Source organism: Bradyrhizobium murdochi, from assembly GCF_000472965.1.
GTDB classification, from domain to species: domain Bacteria; phylum Pseudomonadota; class Alphaproteobacteria; order Rhizobiales; family Xanthobacteraceae; genus Bradyrhizobium; species Bradyrhizobium murdochi.
This window is the reverse complement of sequence record NZ_AXAU01000002.1, coordinates 457325-473978: the sequence shown is the minus strand read 5'-3', so window position 1 is coordinate 473978 and position 16654 is coordinate 457325. Positions and strand designations below refer to the sequence as shown.

The window sequence follows — 16654 nt, the reverse complement described above, 5'->3', positions numbered from 1 at the left end:
AAGGTGGATTGCTTCGCTTCGCTCCTCGCAATGACGGTGGAGGCAGATAAGCTCTATTCGATGCCCATTCTCTGAAGGTCCATCACCATGTCCGTCCGCATCGTCGACGTCTGCGAAATCACAAAGCCGATCTCCTCGCCGATCCGCAACGCCTATATCGATTTCACCAAAATGACGACGAGCCTGGTTGCCGTCGTCACCGACGCCGTGCGTGACGGCAAGCGCGTCGTCGGCTACGGCTTCAATTCCAACGGCCGGTACGGGCAGGGCGGCCTGATCCGCGAACGCTTTGCGCCGCGGCTGAAGGAAGCCGATCCGAAAACGCTGCTCGATGCCTCCGGCGACAATCTCGACCCGGACAAGGTCTGGGCGGCGATGATGGCGAACGAAAAGCCGGGCGGCCACGGCGAGCGCTCGGTCGCGGTCGGCACCATCGATATGGCGGTGTGGGACGCCGTGGCCAAGATCGCAGGGAAGCCGCTGTTCCGGTTGCTTGCCGAGCGCCATGGCCGCGAGGCTAATCCGCGCGTGTTCGTCTATGCCGCCGGCGGCTACTATTATCCGGGCAAGGATCTGTCGGCGCTGCGCGGCGAGATGCGCGGCTATCTCGACCGCGGCTACAACGTCGTCAAGATGAAGATCGGGGGCGCGCCGGTCGCGGAAGACCGCGAGCGCATCGAAGCCGTGCTGAAGGAGATCGGCAAGGACGCCCAGCTCGCCGTCGACGCCAACGGCCGCTTCGACCTGGAGACCGCGATTGCCTACGCAAAGATGCTGCGGGAGTATCCGCTGTTCTGGTACGAAGAGGCCGGCGATCCCCTCGACTTCGCGCTGCAGGCCGCGCTGGCCGAATTCTATCCAGCGCCGATGGCGACCGGCGAAAACCTGTTCAGCCATCAGGACGCGAAAAACCTGATCCGCTATGGCGGCATGCGGCCCGATCGCGACTGGCTGCAGTTCGACTGCGCGCTGTCCTACGGCTTGTGCGAATACCAGCGCACGCTGGCCGCACTGAAAACCCACGGCTGGTCGCCGAGCCGCTGCATTCCCCACGGCGGCCACCAGATGTCGCTCAACATCGCGGCGGGCCTCGGCCTTGGCGGTAACGAGAGCTATCCTGACCTGTTCCAGCCTTATGGCGGCTTCCCGGATGGCGTCCGTGTCGAGAACGGTCACATCACCATGCCGGACCTGCCGGGTATCGGATTCGAGGGGAAATCCGATCTCTATGCCGGGATGAAGGCGCTGGCGGCGTAGGGCCGGATGCCATAGGAAAGGCTGGAATCGGTGGCCTGGACGGGGCTTTCGCTCTGGTGCCGATCATGCATTTCCGGGCCGCAGTTTACCGCTCATCCATCTTTGAAGGACGCCGCGATCTTGGCCACCACGCTTCCCCAACTCTCGCTTGCGAAGGACAAGATCCGCGTCTTGCTCCTTGAAGGTGTCAACGACAGCGCCGTGCAGATAATCGAGGCTGCCGGCTATTCCAACATGACACGCCTGTCCAAGGCGCTCGAGGGCGATGCGCTGAAAGAGGCCATCAAGGGAGTGCATCTGCTCGGCATCCGCTCGCGCACGCAAATCACCAAGGAGGTTCTCGACGCTGCGGACCGCCTGATCGCGGTCGGATGTTTCAGCGTCGGCACCAACCAGGTGGACATTGAGGCCGCGCGCCGGAGCGGAATTCCAGTGTTCAACGCACCGTTCTCCAACACGCGGAGCGTGGCAGAACTGGTAATCGGCGAGATCGTCATCCTGCTGCGCCGGATCGTCGCGCGTTCCAACGCCGCCCATGAGGGGCGTTGGGACAAGTCGGCCAATGACAGCTACGAGGTAAGGGGCAAGACGCTCGGCATCGTCGGTTACGGCAATATCGGTTCGCAGCTCTCCAACCTCGCGGAAGCGCTGGGCATGCGGGTGATCTTTTATGATCACACCGACAGGCTTCGTCACGGCAACACCGAGCCGACCGCGAGCCTGCATGAGCTTCTGGCGCAAAGCGATGTCGTGAGCCTGCATGTGCCGGAAACTCCCGCTACGCACGGCATGATCGGGCGCGAGGAGATTCGCGCGATCAAGCATGGCGCATATTTCATCAACAACAGCCGCGGCACGGTCGTGGATCTCGAGGCGCTCGCCGAGGCGCTGCGCGAAAACCGGCTTCGCGGCGCCGCGGTCGACGTCTTTCCGGTCGAGCCGCGCTCGAACGCCGAGCGCTTCGTCTCGCCGCTGCAGGGCCTGGAGAACGTCATCCTGACGCCGCATATCGGCGGGTCGACCGAGGAGGCGCAGGAGCGTATCGGCGCCGAAGTCGCGCGCAAGCTGGTCGATTACAGCGATTCCGGCTCGACCATGGGCGCCGTCAACTTCCCGCAGGTTCAATTGCCGTCGCGGCCGTCAGGCACGCGTTTCATTCAGGTGCAGCGTAACCTGCCGGGCATGCTCGGGCATTTGAATGAAGTGCTGGCGCGTCATGCCGTCAACATCGCCGCGCAATATTACGAGACCGCGCACGACGTCGGCTACGTGGTGCTGGACGTCGATGCCTCGGCCGCCGACGGCCAGCGCGTGCTCGCGGACATCCGGGCGCTGGAAGGCACCATCCGAGCCCGGTTGCTCTATGAGTACAAGTCCTGAAGCGGATTCCCAGATCAGCCCTCGGACAACAACCCCTTCTCGATGGCTGATTGCCTGTTCCTGAAAATGGCCATCGCCGTCTTCATCCGCAGGAAGCCGAACTTCGCATACAACGGCTCGCGGCCGGCGACCGCATAGAGAATTATCTTCGCGTGTCCTTGTGATTGGGCGAGCAGTCTTTCGATAAGCTGCTTTCCGAGACCTGTTCCCTGATGGCTCGGCAAAACCGCGACGTCGCAAAGATACGCGCAATCACGTCCGTCAGCCAGAACGCGGCCGGCGCCGACGAGGCGGCCGCCATCGCGGGCAAAGCAGCAGAACATGCTGTTGCCGAACACCACCTCGAGATCGGCTGCATTCTTGTTGCCGAGCGGGGCGGCCCGATAGAGGGCTTCGAGTTCCTGCCAATCCACGCCGTCGCGGCTGTCGCTCCAAATGACCGTCATCGCGAAGGGGCTCCGCGCCGTCCTACTACAGCCGCATATCCAGAAGCCGCCGCCCCTCGGTCTTCAGCAGTTTCTTCACCGAACTTGATGCGGCGATCTCGCCCTGGTTGGCGTAGGCCTCATGGTTCTTCTCGATGTCCTCGAGCCGGTAGAGGTAATTGACCATGATGCCGGCAGATTCCCGCAGGCCCTTGGGCGAGAGATCGCCGAGCCAGTCGATCTTCTCCAGCCGTGCGCCGTTGCCGATGTGGAAGCGGGCCACCGAATCGACCAGCCGGCCCTTCGGCGTGCGGGCTTTCAGGAAATAGTACGCCGCGAGCGGCTCCAGCACGGTGCGCAATTGCGCGGTCAGCTCGTCATTCTCGAACCAGTCCGGCTTGTCGAGGCTTTCGAGCAGTATCCGCTCCTCATCGCCCAGCGGAACGTCGTCGGCCTGTTTCAGCCATTGCATGAAGCCCGGCACCGGCGACAGCGTGATGAAGGTGTCGAGCTTCGGCAGTTCGCGCCGCAACTCCTCGACCACCTGCTTGATCAGGAAGCTGCCGAAGGAAATGCCGCCAAGCCCTTTCTGCGTATTCGAGATCGAATAGAACACGGCGGTGCGCGCGCGTTCGATCGGCACCGGCTGCCGCTCGGCGGCGAGCAGCGGTGCGATCGCGGTCGGAATCGTCTCGGTCAGCGCGACTTCGACGAAGATCAGCGGTTCGTCGTTGAGCTGGGGATGGAAGAAGGCGTAGCACCGCCTGTCGACGGGATCGATGCGGCGGCGCAAATCGTTCCAGTCGCGGATTTCGTGCACGGCTTCATAGCGAATGATCTGTTCCAGAATATTGGCCGGCGTCGACCAGTCTATCCTCCGCAGCACGAGAAATCCCCTGTTGAACCAAGAAGACAGCAAATGCACCACGTCGCGGTCGAGCGCGGCCAGATCCTTGTTGCCCTTCATCAGGGAAAGCAGGTCGGCGCGCATCGCCACCAACTCGCTGGTGCCGCCGGGCGCACGGTTGAGCCGGCGGATCAGTTCCTGCCGACGCGGCTCGGAAGCAAAATGAAGGTCGCTGGCATCGCTGTCGTTCGGCTGGCTGCGCCAGCTCTCGATCGCCTGCGACAGCTTCTCGCGGTCGGGGCCGAAATTGCGGGCCAGCGTTTCGAAGAACGTGAGCCGACCGGCGGCGTCGAGATCGTGGTAGCGATCGAGCACCTCGCGCGCCATCGCGGTGCCGGAGGCTTCGCCGCGGCCCGACAGCAGCGCTTCACATAATTCGATCAGCTCCGAAGCATCCTGGCCGTCGTCGGACGGTCCGGCCCGCCGCAGCAGTGTACGGCCGCGTTCTGATATCGTCGCGAGAAGATCGGAGAAAAAGGCATTGGCCATGTGGCGGGTCGAATCCAGCGGGGGGTTTTGCGGAATCTTACATGGGATTTAGGTCGGTGCCGATCACAATCAAGAAGTCCAGGTCGTCATAGCCCGCGCGTGCGGGGTATCCAGTACGCCGCGGCATCTTCGTTAATCATCGCCGCCTCTGGAATACTGGATTACCCGCTTCGCTGACAATGACGACAATACAATGTCACCGCCTCACTCCTTCCCCGCGAATTCCGTCGGTGTTTTGCCGGTAACCTGCCGGAAAGCATGGGAAAAAGCCGGCACGCTGGCATAGCCCAAATCCGAGGCAAGCTGCTTGACGGAGACGCCGGCATCCGTCGACAGCTTCTCGATCGCTGCTGCAATCCGGGCGCGCTGGCACCAGCTCTTGAAGCTCAATTGCGTCTCCGACGAGAACAGCCGCGACAGCGTTCGCACCGAGGTGCCGACCTCGCGCGCCAGCGTTTCGATCTCATGGTCGCCGGTCGGGTCCGTAAGCACGATGTCGGCGGCGCGCCGGCAGCGCGGCTCGCGCGGCAGCGGGATGAAGGTCGCCGAATCTTCCGCCTGATCGAGCTCCATCATGGCCAGTCGCAGCAGAAGCTCGGTTCGCTCGCGGTCGCCGCGATCGTCGAACAAGGCCAGGATGGTCTGATGCAACAGCGGTGACACCCGCACCACGAATTCCGCATCCAGGCTGTGGCTGCGCACTTCGCGCCGCAGCCAGTCGAGCTCGAAATAGAGCGTCCGCATCTCGATATCGGCGAGCACATCGATCGCATGCTCCGATAGCGCGGGCACCCACACCGCGCGGTCCGACGGCACCAGCCAGCGGCCCTTTGGCGTCGTCACCTGCATGGTGCCCTTCGCCGCATAGACGAGCTGCGCCTCGCGGTGCATGTGGGTGTCGAGCCGGACGCCCTTCCGGTAGCTGTTCGCAATCATGTGGATGCCGTCGCCGGTCGAGATGCGGCGCCCGACAATGGCGGCAATTGGCTTTTCGGCGATATTCATTGGCGACATCCCGTCAGGACAACCCCGTATAACCTATTTCGGAAAATTGCGGGATTCGGGAATCGACCATGAACAGCCCAAGGAACAGCGCGAGCCGGGTGATCACTTTCGTCAACGCCGCCCACTTCATCGACCATTATTCGATGCTGATCTTTGCCGCTGCCGTCATCATCATGGGCCCGGCGCTCGGCATGGCCTATTCGGAGCTGTTGCCTTACGCCACCCCGGGTTTCGTCGCATTCGGCGCGGGCTCGCTCGTCACCGGCTGGCTCGGCGACCGCTGGAGCCGGCGCCACATGATGGTGATATTTTTCCTCGGCATCGGCGCGTCGATGATCGCCGTCGGCTTCGTGCAGACGCCCTTACAACTCGGCGCGGCGCTGCTCGCGATCGGCCTGTTCGCCTCGATCTATCATCCGGTCGGCACCGCGATGATCGTGTCCTATGCCGACAAACTCGGCCGCGAGATGGGCCTGAACGGCGTCTGGGGCAATCTCGGCGTGGCGTCCTCGGCGCTGGTCACCGGCGTGATCGGGCAATATCTCGGCTGGCGCTGGGCTTTCATCGTGCCGGGAATCGTCACGATCCTGATCGGCGCGGCCTTTGCGCTGATGGTGGTGCACGAGGACCGAACCGGCACCAGGCAGGCGGCAGCGCAGGCGCGGGTTGCGAAAGAGGACATGTGGCGGGTGTTTTTGGCGCTTTTGATCGTGGTGATCGCGATATCCACGACGTTCAACGCCATCACGGTCGCGATGCCGAAACTATTCGCCGAGCGGCTGGCCGGCCTGACCAACAGTCCGGCCCTGCTCGGGGTGATCGCGGCCGGCGTCTATGTGTTCGGCGCGATGACGCAATATACCATCGGGAAGCTGATCGACCATTATTCGCTGAAGGCCGTGATGCTGCCGTTGTCGTTCTTGCTGGCGCCGTTCATGTACTTCGCGGCGACGCTGTCGAACCTGCCGCTGATCATCGCGTCCATCGGCATCGTGATGGGTGCGTTCGGCCAGGTCACCGTCAACGACGCCATGGTCGGCAAATACACCACCGAGGAATGGCGCTCGCGCGCCTATTCGGTGCGATACTTCGTCGGCTTCACCGCGGCCGGCGCCTCCGTCGGCCTGGTGGCGTGGCTCTACGAAAAGGGCGGCTTTGTCACCATGCTCCAGACATTCGGCGCGCTGTGCCTTTTGGTGATCGTGGCGGCGATCATCCTGCCGCAGGAAATCAAGGTGCCGGCCGCGCAAACCGCGCCGTGACATCACTAATTAATTGATCATGCACCACTTTCCGTCATGGAAAGGTGGGGGCGAGGTCGGACATGACGAACAGATGTACTGGCGCCTGCGCCCCGTGTTGCGGCGCAATAGCTTCGCGTGCGGCCGTGAACTCAAACAGAACACTTGACCATCGCCACCCTCCTTGTGTGAGGTGAGCGCATGACCCGAATCCGGCTTTTCCTGTTCATCATTGCGATATTTATGCCTTCGCTGGCGACGGCGCAGACCATGAAATTCGAGCAGGCCGCGGCCATGCTGGCTGCGAGCTGCGGCAAGGACATCGATGACAATTGCCGCGGCGTCAATCTCGACGCGACGCGCCTGAAGGAGTGTCTGGGCCGCAACCAGGACGTGGTGTCGGCGAAGTGCAAGACCGATTATCCCCAGGCCCTCGGCGCCATCCAGCAGCGCATTACCGCACGCACCTCCCTTGTGAGACTGTGCAATTGGGAATTGAACAAGTTTTGCGGCGAGGTTCGCCAGGATCCCGTCAAGGGACTGCAATGTCTGTTGGAATCCACCAAGAAGGCGACCCCGAACTGCAACAAGGCGATCAGCGCCGCGGGGTATCACTGATGCTTGGGGGAGATAAGCTGTGCGGCATCGGTCTCGCGCTGGGCGCCATGGCAGCCTTTGCCCTGCCGATAACGGCGGGGCTGGCGCAAACGGCCATGTCGAGCGGTGACATCATTGAGAAGCTTGCCGTCGAAGCCGAATCGGATATCGACTTGGCTGCCTTGCGCCAGCAGGCTGCCGACCGCATCAAGGCGAGAGCGGATGCGCAGCCGCAGAAACGCCCGCCGATCGCGCCGCAACTGACGAAGCTGCCGCAAATCCGTGTCGACGTCGTGTTCGACCAGGATTCCTCCCTGATCCGGCCGGCCTCCTATCAGACCATCGGCAGCATCGCGGACGCGCTCACAGATCCGAAGACGCGGCCCTATCGCTATCTGATCGTCGATCACGTCGAATCCGCCGGACGGCGCGACCACAATCTGATCCTGAGCCAGCGGCGCGCCGAATCGATCCGCGACGTTCTGGTGAACACCTTCAAGGTGTCGCCGAAACGGCTTCAGGCGCTTGGTTTAGGCGAGGAACAGTTGCAGGATGTCAATCGTCCCGCATCATCAGCCAATGCGCGCGTCCAGATCATGGCGATCGGCAAGTTCGAAACGGCCGAGCCGGCAACGCCGGCTGCGGCTCCAAAAGGCGCGGCTGCGGCAAAAAAGAAGCGCTGATCATCCGCGCAGGGATGAATGGGACACCAGCCGCCGGCTGGGGAAGGAGCTCCCGATGTTCAATCAACTCTCGCCGGCAACGGCCGGTCTCTTTCTGGGATTGACAGTGATGATGACGATGCCCGCTACAGCCGATGCCTTGAAGGATGAGATTGCGCCGACCGGCAAGCTGCGGGTGGCGATCGCGATCAGTCCGGCCGGCGGCGCGTTCTGGTCGACCAGGACCGAAACCGGCTATGCCGGCGTGCCGGTCGATCTCGGCAAGGCGATGGCGGAACAACTCGGCGTCCCCGTCGAATACGTTGCGCACAACAATTCCGGGCAGATCGTCGATGCGGCGTCGAAGGGCACCTGGGACATCACCTTCCTGCCGAAGGATCCGGAACGCGAGGGCAGGATGTCGTTCGGACCGATCTATGAGGTGTCGGATGCGACCTACATCGTCAAGCCTGGCTCGACGGTCACGAATTTCGCAACACTCGATCAACCCGGGATCAAGGTCGCGGCGGTCAACAACACGACCACGATGCGCGGCGCGATCGCGCATTTGAAGAACGCCAAAGTCACGGGCTACCAGACCTATGACGAAATCTTCGGCCTGCTCAAGAATGGCGAGATCGATGCGTTCGCGCTGTCGCGCGACCAGCTCAACGCGATGGCAAAGAGGATTCCGGGCACGCGCGTGCTGGATGAAACCTTCAAGCAGACCGTGACGGCGGTGGCGGTGCCGCCCAATCATCCGCTGTCGCTGGCGTTTGTGGTCAGGTTCCTGAACGAAGCGATCTCCAACGGCACGCTGCGCAAGGCCTACGACAATAACGGCCTGAAAGATCGGCCGATGAGGACGCAAACGAAGTAGTTCGTCATTGCGAGGAGCGAAGCGACGAAGCAATCCATCCATCCGTTATGCTGTGTCATGGATTGCTTCGCTCCGCTCGCAATGACAGAGAGAGGGTAGCCGGCAGGCGCTAACATATGTGCAACTGCACAAATACAAGGCAGCCGTTCCTCTCCGGGGCACCGCGCGATAGGGCGATAACCACGTAGAAATACGCGCCTTTTTGAGCCTGCGGCTCGATTTCGGGTTGGCACATCGATTGCTTAATCCTGTCTCAGTCAATGACGACTGCCGTCCGTTCGGATTGCCAAGGCCAGCGTTGGCCGAAGGCGTTGGGATCAAGCGGCCTCGCGTGAGGCGCTTCGAGCAGTCTTCGGGACCACCTCACGATAGCTCGCGCATCCTCGTTCCTGATCGGGCGTGACCTGCGTCGTTCTGTGCCGCTCAAAGGCGGCGCGGAATCTATCGCGCACGAGGACGGCAAGATTTTTCATTTAATCGGTGCACGGCTGCGCAGCATCCGGCGCGCTTCAACGTTGTCTCGAAAGGGGAACTGGAATGGCCTATCTCGCGCCTTCGGAATTCGTGACCAAGATGGTCGACGCCGGAGAATCCAAGATCTTCATGTCGACGCGCGATACGGTCATCCGCGCCTACATGGCCGGAGCGATCCTCGCGCTTGCCGCGGCGTTTGCGATCACCATCAACGTGCAGACCGGCGTGCCGATCGTCGGCGCCGCGCTGTTCCCGGTCGGCTTCTGCATGCTGTATCTGCTCGGCTTCGACCTGCTCACCGGCGTGTTCGTGCTGGCGCCGTTGGCGCTGATCGACAAGCGCCCTGGCGTGACGCTTGGCGGCGTGCTGCGCAACTGGGGCCTCGTCTTCATCGGCAATTTCGCCGGCGCCTTCACGGTCGCCGTGATGATGGCGATCGTGTTCACTTTCGGCTGGTCGCAGCCACCGGACAAGATCGGCCAGGTGATCGGCACAATCGGCGAGAGCCGTACCGTCGGCTATGCCAACCATGGCGCGGCCGGCATGCTGACGCTGTTCATCCGCGGCATGCTCTGCAACTGGATGGTCTCGGCCGGGGTCGTCGGCGCGATGATTTCCACGCATGTCAGCGGCAAGGTGATCGCGATGTGGATGCCGATCATGCTGTTCTTCTTCATGACCTTCGAGCATTCCATCGTGAACATGTTCCTGTTCCCATCCGGTCTCCTGCTCGGCGGCAACTTCACTTGGTGGGACTATCTGATTTGGAACGAGATTCCGACCGTGGTCGGCAACCTCGTCGGCGGCCTCGCTTTCACCGGGCTGACGCTGTACGCGACCCACGTCAAGACGGGCCCGTCGCGCAGCGCGTCGGCTGCGGCATCTTCGCGGCCGTCCTCGCGCATTGCCGCTTGATCTTAAGACGAGGATGGGCCTCTCCTCGTCAGGGGAGAGGCCCATCGTCGTGAAAGCCGGGAATGCCGCGCGAGCTGAAAATATCGGTCGGACAATTTTCCGATAAGGGCCTCAAGGAAACCAACCAGGATTTCCATGGCGTCCTGATCCCGGACGAGCCGCTGCTCAGCCTCAAGGGCATTTCGATCGTGCTGGCCGACGGCATCAGCACGAGCAAGGTCAGCCGGGTCGCCGCAGAATCGGCGGTCAAGGGGTTTTTGACCGATTATTACTGCACCTCGGAATCCTGGTCGGTGCGCACCTCGGCGCAGCGCGTGCTGGAGGCGACCAATTCCTGGCTGCATTCGCAGACGCGCAGCCAGTATGCCTATGACAAGGACCGCGGTTACGTCTGTACGCTCTCCGCCATGGTCATCAAGTCGACCACGGCGCATCTCTTTCACATCGGCGATTCCCGCATCTATCGTCTCTCCGGCAATACGCTGGAGCAATTGACCAACGACCACCGCATCGTCATCTCGTCGCAGCAGAGCTATCTCGGCCGCGCGCTCGGCGTAAATCCGCAAATCGAAATCGACTACCAGATGCTGCGGCTCGAGCCGGGCGACGTCTTTGTGCTCGTGACCGACGGCATCTACGAGCATCTTAGCGCCCGCCGCATGGCAAAGGCGGTGAACGAAGGCGGCGCCGATCTCGATGCGGCCGCGAAGGGGATTGTCGACCAGGCTTTTGAAGCTGGCAGCAAGGACAATCTCACCGTCCAGATCGTCCGCGTCGATGAGGTGCCCGACGGCGCCGCCAGCGAAGTGTTCGCCCAGCCGCATGAACTGCCGCTGCCGCCGCTTCTTGAGGCGCGCACCGTGTTCGACGGCTACCGAATCGTCCGCGAACTGCACGGCTCCAGCCGCAGCCACATCTATCTTGCCGTCGACATCGAAACCGACGCGGTGGTCACCATCAAGATTCCGTCGATCGATTTACGCGATGATCCGGCTTACCTGAAGCGGTTCATGATGGAGGAGTGGGTGGCGCGGCGGATCGACAGTCCGCATGTGCTTAAACCCTGCCTGCTGCAGCGCAAGCGCAACTTCCTCTATGTCGCGACCGAGTACATCGACGGGCAGACGCTGACGCAATGGATGATCGACAATCCGAAACCGAGCCTGGAAGCCGTGCGCGGCATCGTCGAGCAGATCGCCAAGGGCTTGCGCGCCTTCCATCGCAAGGAGATGCTGCACCAGGACATCAGGCCCGACAACATCATGATTGATGCTACGGGCACCGTGAAGATCATCGATTTCGGTTCGACGAAAATCACGGGCGTTGTCGAGGCCGAGCCATCCGGCATCCGCAATGACATTCTCGGCACCCAGCAATACACCGCGCCCGAATATTTCCTCGGCGAGCCGGCAACGATGCGTTCGGACTTGTTTTCGCTCGGCGTCATCACCTATCAGATGCTGACCGGAAAATTGCCCTATGGCGCCCAGATCGCAAAGGCGCGGACCAGGTCGCAATTCAACAAACTGGTCTACCGCCCGGCGTCGCATGGCGACCGCGAGTTGCCGCAATGGATCGACGGCACGCTCGAGAAGGCCGTGCACCCCAATCCCTACAAGCGCTATGACAGTTTTTCGGAATTCCTGTTCGACCTGCGCCATCCCAATGCAAACTATCTCTCGACGTCACGGACGCCGCTGATCGAGCGCAATCCGCTATTGTTCTGGAAAAGCACGACGGTCGTGCTGGCGCTGGCCGTGATCGTGCTGCTGGCGATGCAGCACGGGATGCATCGGTGAAGGCATCATGTCCCGGACGCGGTGCAGCGTGTAACGCTGCTCCGCAGAGCCGGGATCCAGAGTCATAGACCCCAGCAGCGCATCACGCCGCAAGGGCGGCGCGCTGCGCAAGCATCCGGGGAACGCAGAGTGTTAGTTCGTCGTACCCGCCGGAATCGGGTCGAGGCCGCTCTTGACGATTTCGGGACGCGCGGCGGGTGAGGCGAGGAACTTGATCAGCGCCTTGCCGGCCTCTGGTTCTTTCGAGAGGCTGGCGATCCCTGCGGAGAACACCGTGATCTTCTGCAATTCGTCCGGCAGCGGGCCGACGATCTCGATGCCCTCCACGGGCTTCAATTCGCTGATCTGCTGGAAGCCGATCTCGGCATCGCCGCGCGCGACGATCTCGCCGACCGGCGTTGCCGGAATCTTCCTCGCTTTGTCTTTCATGGCTTCCGTAATGCCGAGCTTGTCGAACATCTCGGTCGAGACGTAGACGCCGCTGGCGCTGTCGGAATAGGCCACGGTCTTCACCGCAAGCAGCGCGCGCTTGAGCGCATCCGCCGTAGAAATGTCCGGCTTTGGCGTGCCTGACTTAACGGCAACCCCAATCGGCGACTTGACGAGATCAACGCTCGTGCCGGCAGTCACTTTGCCTTTCTTGGCGAGATCGTCGAGCGCATAACCGACCATGATGAGGACGTCGGCCGGTTCGCCGCGCTCCAGCCGCACCGGGATAGCATTCGTGGTCGTGCCCATCGACGGCCCGTAAGCGGTCAGCACCTTGTGGCCGGTGCTGCGCTCGAATTCCGGAACCAGCGCCTTGTAGGCGGCCGACAGTCCGCCCGAGATCATCACGCGCACCTCGGCAGCCGTGGCTGTGACGGTCAGCAGGAACGCACTGAGAGTGGCGAGCGCGAGGGTGCGAAGTGTTTTCGAAAGCCGCGTCATGAATTCCTCCCGGGACGACTCTTGAGCGGTCGACCTCGGAAGGTTTTTACAGCGTGAGAAGGAAGGCGGCTAGTGCCGCATGTCGGCACTGCGTAGGGTGAGCAAAGGAGCGAAGCGACGTGCCCACCATTCTCGCGTGCCGATCGCTGATGCATGGGCACGCTACGCTTTGCCCACCCTACGGCGTTGCGCACGACGTAACGAAACCCTCACGAATTCAAATGCACAAAGTCCCGCAGCAGCGGATAGATCTCGTTGTTCCAGCGCTTGCCGGAGAACACGCCATAGTGGCCGACGCCGGCCTGCATGTGGTGCACCTTGCGATAGGCGCGCACGCCGGTGCAGAGGTCTTGTGCCGCCAGCGTCTGGCCGATCGAACAGATATCGTCCTTTTCGCCTTCGACCGTCATCAGGCCCATGCGCCTGATGGCGGCCGGATCGACCTTCCGGCCGCGATGCATCAGTTTGCCCTGCGGCAACAGATGCTCCTGAAACACGTCGCGAACGGTCTCGATATAGAATTCGGCGGGCAGGTCCATGACCGCAAAATATTCGTCGTAGAAGGTCTTGATGATCGCGGCTTTTTCCTTCTCGCCCCTGGCGAGATGATTGGCGAGGTCGATGTGCTGCTTGACGTGGCGCTCCAGATTCATCGATACGAAGGCGGTGAGCTGCACGAAGCCGGGATAGACTTTTCGAAACGCGCCCTTGCACTGCACCGGCACGTAATTGATCAGGTTTTTCTCAAACCAGTTGATCGGCTTGCTCTTGGCGAATTCATTGACCTTGGTCGGCTGGATCCGCGTGTCGATCGGCCCCGCCATCAGAGTCAACGTCGCCGGGCGGGCGGGGTGATTATCCTCCGACATCACGGCGGCCGCGGCCAGCGCCGAGACCGACGGCTGGCAGATCGCCACCATGTGCGCACGCGGACCGATCTTGTCCAGGAAGGTGATCAGGTGATCGGTGTAATCTTCGAGCCCGAACCGGCCGGCATGAAGCGGAATGTCGCGCGGATTGTGCCAGTCGGTGATGTAGACGTCGTGGTCCTGCAGCAACGTCTTCACGGTACCGCGCAATAGCGTCGCGAAATGGCCGGACATCGGCGCCACCAGCAACAGTCGCGGCTGCTCCGGCGCGTTCTCTTTCTTGAAATGCAAGAGCGAGCCGAACGGGGTGGCGAAGGTGACTTCCTCGGTTACCTCCAGCTCCTGATTGCCGACCAGCACCCTGTCGATGCCATAGGCCGGCCGGTGATAGGTGAGGGAGGAGCGCGAGATCAGTTCGAGCGAAGCGGCCAGCCGGCCGAACAATTTGTCGGAGACGCCCTGCGGCACCAGGTTGAGATATCTGAGCGCCGCTGCCGCCCCGGTCCGCCATGGCGACGTCAGGTCCATGTGGTTCTGGTAGGCCTGGTACATCAAACCTGTCTGTATCAGAATTGGTAAATCATTGTACCAAAGAGATTTTTTCATTCGTCCCGCCGACCGAAATCCACGTCGCCGCCCAACAGCCGACAGGCGAACCAATAAGCTGATCAAGCAACATTCGGACCAATCGATCGGCATTTTGCTCTGGGTAAAGGTTCAGGCCGACCTCGCGCATTGGGTTCCGGGCGCTAGCTTGGGGCATGTCCCTAAAGGCACTGTTTGAAGCGGCGAAATCAATTCCCCTGCCTGTCCATTGGACGGAAGCGGATGCCACTGACGGTTAGACGCCATCGCCAGCTTGACCGGGACAGGCGCGAGTCATATCGGCACTTGCTGCAAGACGTCCCCGATCGGGCCGGGAGGAACGAAGACCGGCGGCTGGAACGGTGCCTCGTGAATCGCCAGCAAACCGAGAACCGATACCGCGGCCAGCGTGAAGATGAACAGCGCAGCGATCTGTGGTCGCGGTCTTTCCAGATGCACGACGGAAATCGCCAATTGGGTGACGAGCGCAAGCATCAGGACCGCTGCCCACTTCGACACAGCGGTGCGATCATCGCTGAGCTCGACGCGGTCTTCGTGAGCATTCCGTATCCTCAGCACCATGTCCAGCAGCGCCTTTCGGACATCGGCGTCCTTCGAGACGCCGGTCTGCGCCACTTCTCGCAGCAGGTCGTTCATCGCCGCATCTGTCGTTGCGGACCTCTGCTGCCGCGCCAGTCGAGGCCACTCGTCTTCGACAACGGCGGTCACATAAGCGCGAATCGCGGAGCGCAAGCGACTGTTATCGGCTCCGCTTGCGGCACTCAGGCTGTAAAGTGCGACGAGCGTGTTGCTTTCGATGAGGACGATACGATCGGCCTGGTTGTTGCGATCCCATATGTCGTTGGACAGGAACGCGAGCAGCAGTCCGAAGATGATAGCAGTCGACCCAAAGAACGGGGCAACCACCCCTTTGAAGCTTTGGATGCGTCCGCTGAGCGGTGACCGGAAAGTCAGCCATACCATCAGGGCTGCCGTAGCGAGGTAGAACGCGAACAGGCTCAGGAAGAGCACGACGACAGGAAGCGCGAGCCACGCTATGAACCAGCTTTGCATCACGGCTCCTGGGAACGCTTGCCCCTTAGCATCCTAGCGCGTCGGCGGCATACGGCAATTGCCCAGCGAAGCGCTCTCGATTGCTTTCGTCACCACGAGACCGGCAAGCTCTGCGCCGTGTTTGGAAGATATCTGCCACCGTCCAAGGGAGACCAATCCGTCGCAACTGGTTCTGGTGCTACATCATTGACATCATTCACATCAGCCCCTGTCCCATACGCCATGCAATATCGACGCCACAGCGGGCCGGGCCGCCTCTAAAACTGGCACGTGGCTTGCTGTACAAATGCCCGACGCACAGGCATTGGGCGGCGGCGCGGTCGGCCGTCCTTGGCTGCGCAAAAGGCGTTTTGGTTTTCGAGGGAAGGCCATATGGCGACGACGACACTGACCATATCCAGCAAGAATTACTCGTCCTGGTCGCTGCGCGGCTGGCTGCTGGCGAAGTTCTCAGGGCTTGAGTTCGAGGAGGTCATCACCGCCCCGGACGATGCTTCCGCGCGGGCCGAAATCCTGCTGCTGTCGTCGTCGATCCTGGTGCCGTGCCTGCGCCACGACGGCGCCACCATCTGGGATACGCTGGCGATCGCGGAATATCTCAATGAGGCCATGCCGGACGCCGGCCTGCTGCCGGCCGACCGGATCCGACGCGCCCATTGCCGCTCGATCTGCGGCGAAATCCATTCGGGGTTCACCACCCTGCGCGCCTCGCTGCCGGTCAACCTGAAGGGCCATTTCCCGGGCTTCAAGATCTGGTCGCGCGCGCAGGCCGATATCGACCGGGTCTGCACCATCTGGCGCGAATGCCTTGCGGAATCAGGCGGGCCGTTCCTGTTCGGCGAGCGCACCATGGCGGACGCCATGTACGCGCCCGTCGTGACCCGTTTCATGACCTATGACGTCAAGCTCGAGCCCATCCTCGCGGCCTATGCCAGTACCATCATGGCAATGCCAGAGATGCAGGAATGGATCGAGGCCGCCAAGGCCGAGCCCGCCGATATCGAAGAGCTCGAGGTCGAATATTAGGCAGGCCTGCGGCCCTGCTCGCCTGAAGGGCTCAGGCAACGGGCAGGCTTGCTCAAGCCGGTGTCGGTCGTGATCTGCGCGCGGCCGACCCTTTCGCCATTTTTCGCAAGCCGCCGAAACCGGATTTCTGCCTACGGCC

15 protein-coding genes are annotated in these 16654 nt (G+C 61.9%); 9 read left to right on the top strand and 6 right to left on the bottom strand.

The genetic code is table 11. The features are described from left to right. The first annotated feature begins 87 nt into the window (after positions 1-87). On the top strand, positions 88-1257 hold the full coding sequence (locus YUO_RS0109695) for a mandelate racemase/muconate lactonizing enzyme family protein (protein ID WP_028347072.1): 1170 nt from the start codon (positions 88-90) through the stop codon (positions 1255-1257). Between the two features lie 120 nt (positions 1258-1377). Continuing rightward, complete coding sequence (gene serA / locus YUO_RS0109690; RefSeq protein ID WP_035726516.1) at positions 1378-2637, top strand: phosphoglycerate dehydrogenase; 1260 nt, start codon at positions 1378-1380, stop codon at positions 2635-2637. Positions 2638-2651: 14 nt separating this feature from the next. Here the strand turns inward: serA and YUO_RS0109685 are convergent, their stop codons facing one another. The 3 genes from YUO_RS0109685 to YUO_RS0109675 form a co-directional block, all read right to left on the bottom strand. Next, positions 2652-3083, bottom strand: coding sequence for a GNAT family N-acetyltransferase (locus YUO_RS0109685; RefSeq protein ID WP_028347070.1), 432 nt, complete (start codon positions 3081-3083; stop codon positions 2652-2654). Between the two features lie 25 nt (positions 3084-3108). Then, on the bottom strand, positions 3109-4458 hold the full coding sequence (locus YUO_RS0109680) for a malonyl-CoA decarboxylase (RefSeq protein WP_028347069.1): 1350 nt from the start codon (positions 4456-4458) through the stop codon (positions 3109-3111). A gap of 204 nt (positions 4459-4662) precedes the next feature. Further along, positions 4663-5463, bottom strand: coding sequence for an AraC family transcriptional regulator (locus tag YUO_RS0109675; RefSeq protein WP_035726515.1), 801 nt, complete (start codon positions 5461-5463; stop codon positions 4663-4665). Between the two features lie 68 nt (positions 5464-5531). On the opposite strand from YUO_RS0109675, the gene YUO_RS0109670 reads away from it, so the two are divergent. The 6 genes from YUO_RS0109670 (at position 5532) to YUO_RS0109645 (ending at position 12031) form a co-directional block, all read left to right on the top strand. Next, positions 5532-6725 (top strand): MFS transporter, encoded by a 1194-nt coding sequence (locus YUO_RS0109670; protein ID WP_028347067.1) that lies wholly within the window; start codon positions 5532-5534, stop codon positions 6723-6725. A 180-nt stretch (positions 6726-6905) separates the two neighbouring features. After that, entirely contained in the window at positions 6906-7322 is a 417-nt protein-coding gene (locus YUO_RS0109665) for a hypothetical protein (protein WP_028347066.1), read from the top strand. After that, positions 7322-7984 (top strand): OmpA family protein, encoded by a 663-nt coding sequence (locus YUO_RS0109660; protein ID WP_051379348.1) that lies wholly within the window; start codon positions 7322-7324, stop codon positions 7982-7984. Before YUO_RS0109665 ends, YUO_RS0109660 begins: the two co-directional genes overlap by 1 nt. A gap of 112 nt (positions 7985-8096) precedes the next feature. Next, the gene (locus YUO_RS0109655) at positions 8097-8843 is read left to right on the top strand and encodes an ABC transporter substrate-binding protein (RefSeq protein WP_156908584.1); all 747 of its coding nucleotides are present in this window, start codon (positions 8097-8099) and stop codon (positions 8841-8843) included. 537 nt (positions 8844-9380) lie between these two features. Then, complete coding sequence (locus tag YUO_RS0109650; RefSeq protein ID WP_028347063.1) at positions 9381-10232, top strand: formate/nitrite transporter family protein; 852 nt, start codon at positions 9381-9383, stop codon at positions 10230-10232. A gap of 62 nt (positions 10233-10294) precedes the next feature. After that, a complete protein-coding gene (locus YUO_RS0109645; RefSeq protein WP_028347062.1) occupies positions 10295-12031 on the top strand; it encodes a bifunctional protein-serine/threonine kinase/phosphatase in 1737 nt (578 codons plus the stop codon). A 132-nt stretch (positions 12032-12163) separates the two neighbouring features. Here YUO_RS0109645 and YUO_RS0109640 read toward each other — a convergent pair whose 3' ends face one another. From YUO_RS0109640 to YUO_RS0109630, 3 genes are all read right to left on the bottom strand, one after another. Continuing rightward, positions 12164-12961, bottom strand: coding sequence for a substrate-binding domain-containing protein (locus YUO_RS0109640; protein WP_028347061.1), 798 nt, complete (start codon positions 12959-12961; stop codon positions 12164-12166). A gap of 209 nt (positions 12962-13170) precedes the next feature. Further along, entirely contained in the window at positions 13171-14436 is a 1266-nt protein-coding gene (locus YUO_RS0109635) for a polyhydroxyalkanoate depolymerase (RefSeq protein WP_051379347.1), read from the bottom strand. Between the two features lie 273 nt (positions 14437-14709). After that, a complete protein-coding gene (locus YUO_RS0109630; RefSeq protein WP_035726344.1) occupies positions 14710-15489 on the bottom strand; it encodes a bestrophin-like domain in 780 nt (259 codons plus the stop codon). 372 nt (positions 15490-15861) lie between these two features. On the opposite strand from YUO_RS0109630, the gene YUO_RS0109625 reads away from it, so the two are divergent. Next, positions 15862-16515, top strand: coding sequence for a glutathione S-transferase family protein (locus YUO_RS0109625; RefSeq protein ID WP_028347058.1), 654 nt, complete (start codon positions 15862-15864; stop codon positions 16513-16515). The last annotated feature ends 139 nt before the right edge of the window (positions 16516-16654 follow it).

What these genes read in the sequence shown, in the direction of transcription:
- YUO_RS0109665 (WP_028347066.1), top strand. Translation starts at nt 6,906, where the DNA reads ATGACCCGAATCCGGCTTTTCCTGTTCATCATTGCGATATTTATGCCT.
- YUO_RS0109670 (WP_028347067.1), top strand. Translation starts at nt 5,532, where the DNA reads ATGAACAGCCCAAGGAACAGCGCGAGCCGGGTGATCACTTTCGTCAAC.
- YUO_RS0109675 (WP_035726515.1), bottom strand. Translation starts at nt 5,463, where the DNA reads ATGAATATCGCCGAAAAGCCAATTGCCGCCATTGTCGGGCGCCGCATC.
- YUO_RS0109645 (WP_028347062.1), top strand. Translation starts at nt 10,295, where the DNA reads ATGCCGCGCGAGCTGAAAATATCGGTCGGACAATTTTCCGATAAGGGC.
- YUO_RS0109685 (WP_028347070.1), bottom strand. Translation starts at nt 3,083, where the DNA reads ATGACGGTCATTTGGAGCGACAGCCGCGACGGCGTGGATTGGCAGGAA.
- YUO_RS0109695 (WP_028347072.1), top strand. Translation starts at nt 88, where the DNA reads ATGTCCGTCCGCATCGTCGACGTCTGCGAAATCACAAAGCCGATCTCC.
- YUO_RS0109655 (WP_156908584.1), top strand. Translation starts at nt 8,097, where the DNA reads ATGACGATGCCCGCTACAGCCGATGCCTTGAAGGATGAGATTGCGCCG.
- YUO_RS0109625 (WP_028347058.1), top strand. Translation starts at nt 15,862, where the DNA reads ATGGCGACGACGACACTGACCATATCCAGCAAGAATTACTCGTCCTGG.
- YUO_RS0109635 (WP_051379347.1), bottom strand. Translation starts at nt 14,436, where the DNA reads ATGAAAAAATCTCTTTGGTACAATGATTTACCAATTCTGATACAGACA.
- YUO_RS0109660 (WP_051379348.1), top strand. Translation starts at nt 7,322, where the DNA reads ATGCTTGGGGGAGATAAGCTGTGCGGCATCGGTCTCGCGCTGGGCGCC.
- YUO_RS0109630 (WP_035726344.1), bottom strand. Translation starts at nt 15,489, where the DNA reads ATGCAAAGCTGGTTCATAGCGTGGCTCGCGCTTCCTGTCGTCGTGCTC.
- YUO_RS0109680 (WP_028347069.1), bottom strand. Translation starts at nt 4,458, where the DNA reads ATGGCCAATGCCTTTTTCTCCGATCTTCTCGCGACGATATCAGAACGC.
- YUO_RS0109650 (WP_028347063.1), top strand. Translation starts at nt 9,381, where the DNA reads ATGGCCTATCTCGCGCCTTCGGAATTCGTGACCAAGATGGTCGACGCC.
- YUO_RS0109640 (WP_028347061.1), bottom strand. Translation starts at nt 12,961, where the DNA reads ATGACGCGGCTTTCGAAAACACTTCGCACCCTCGCGCTCGCCACTCTC.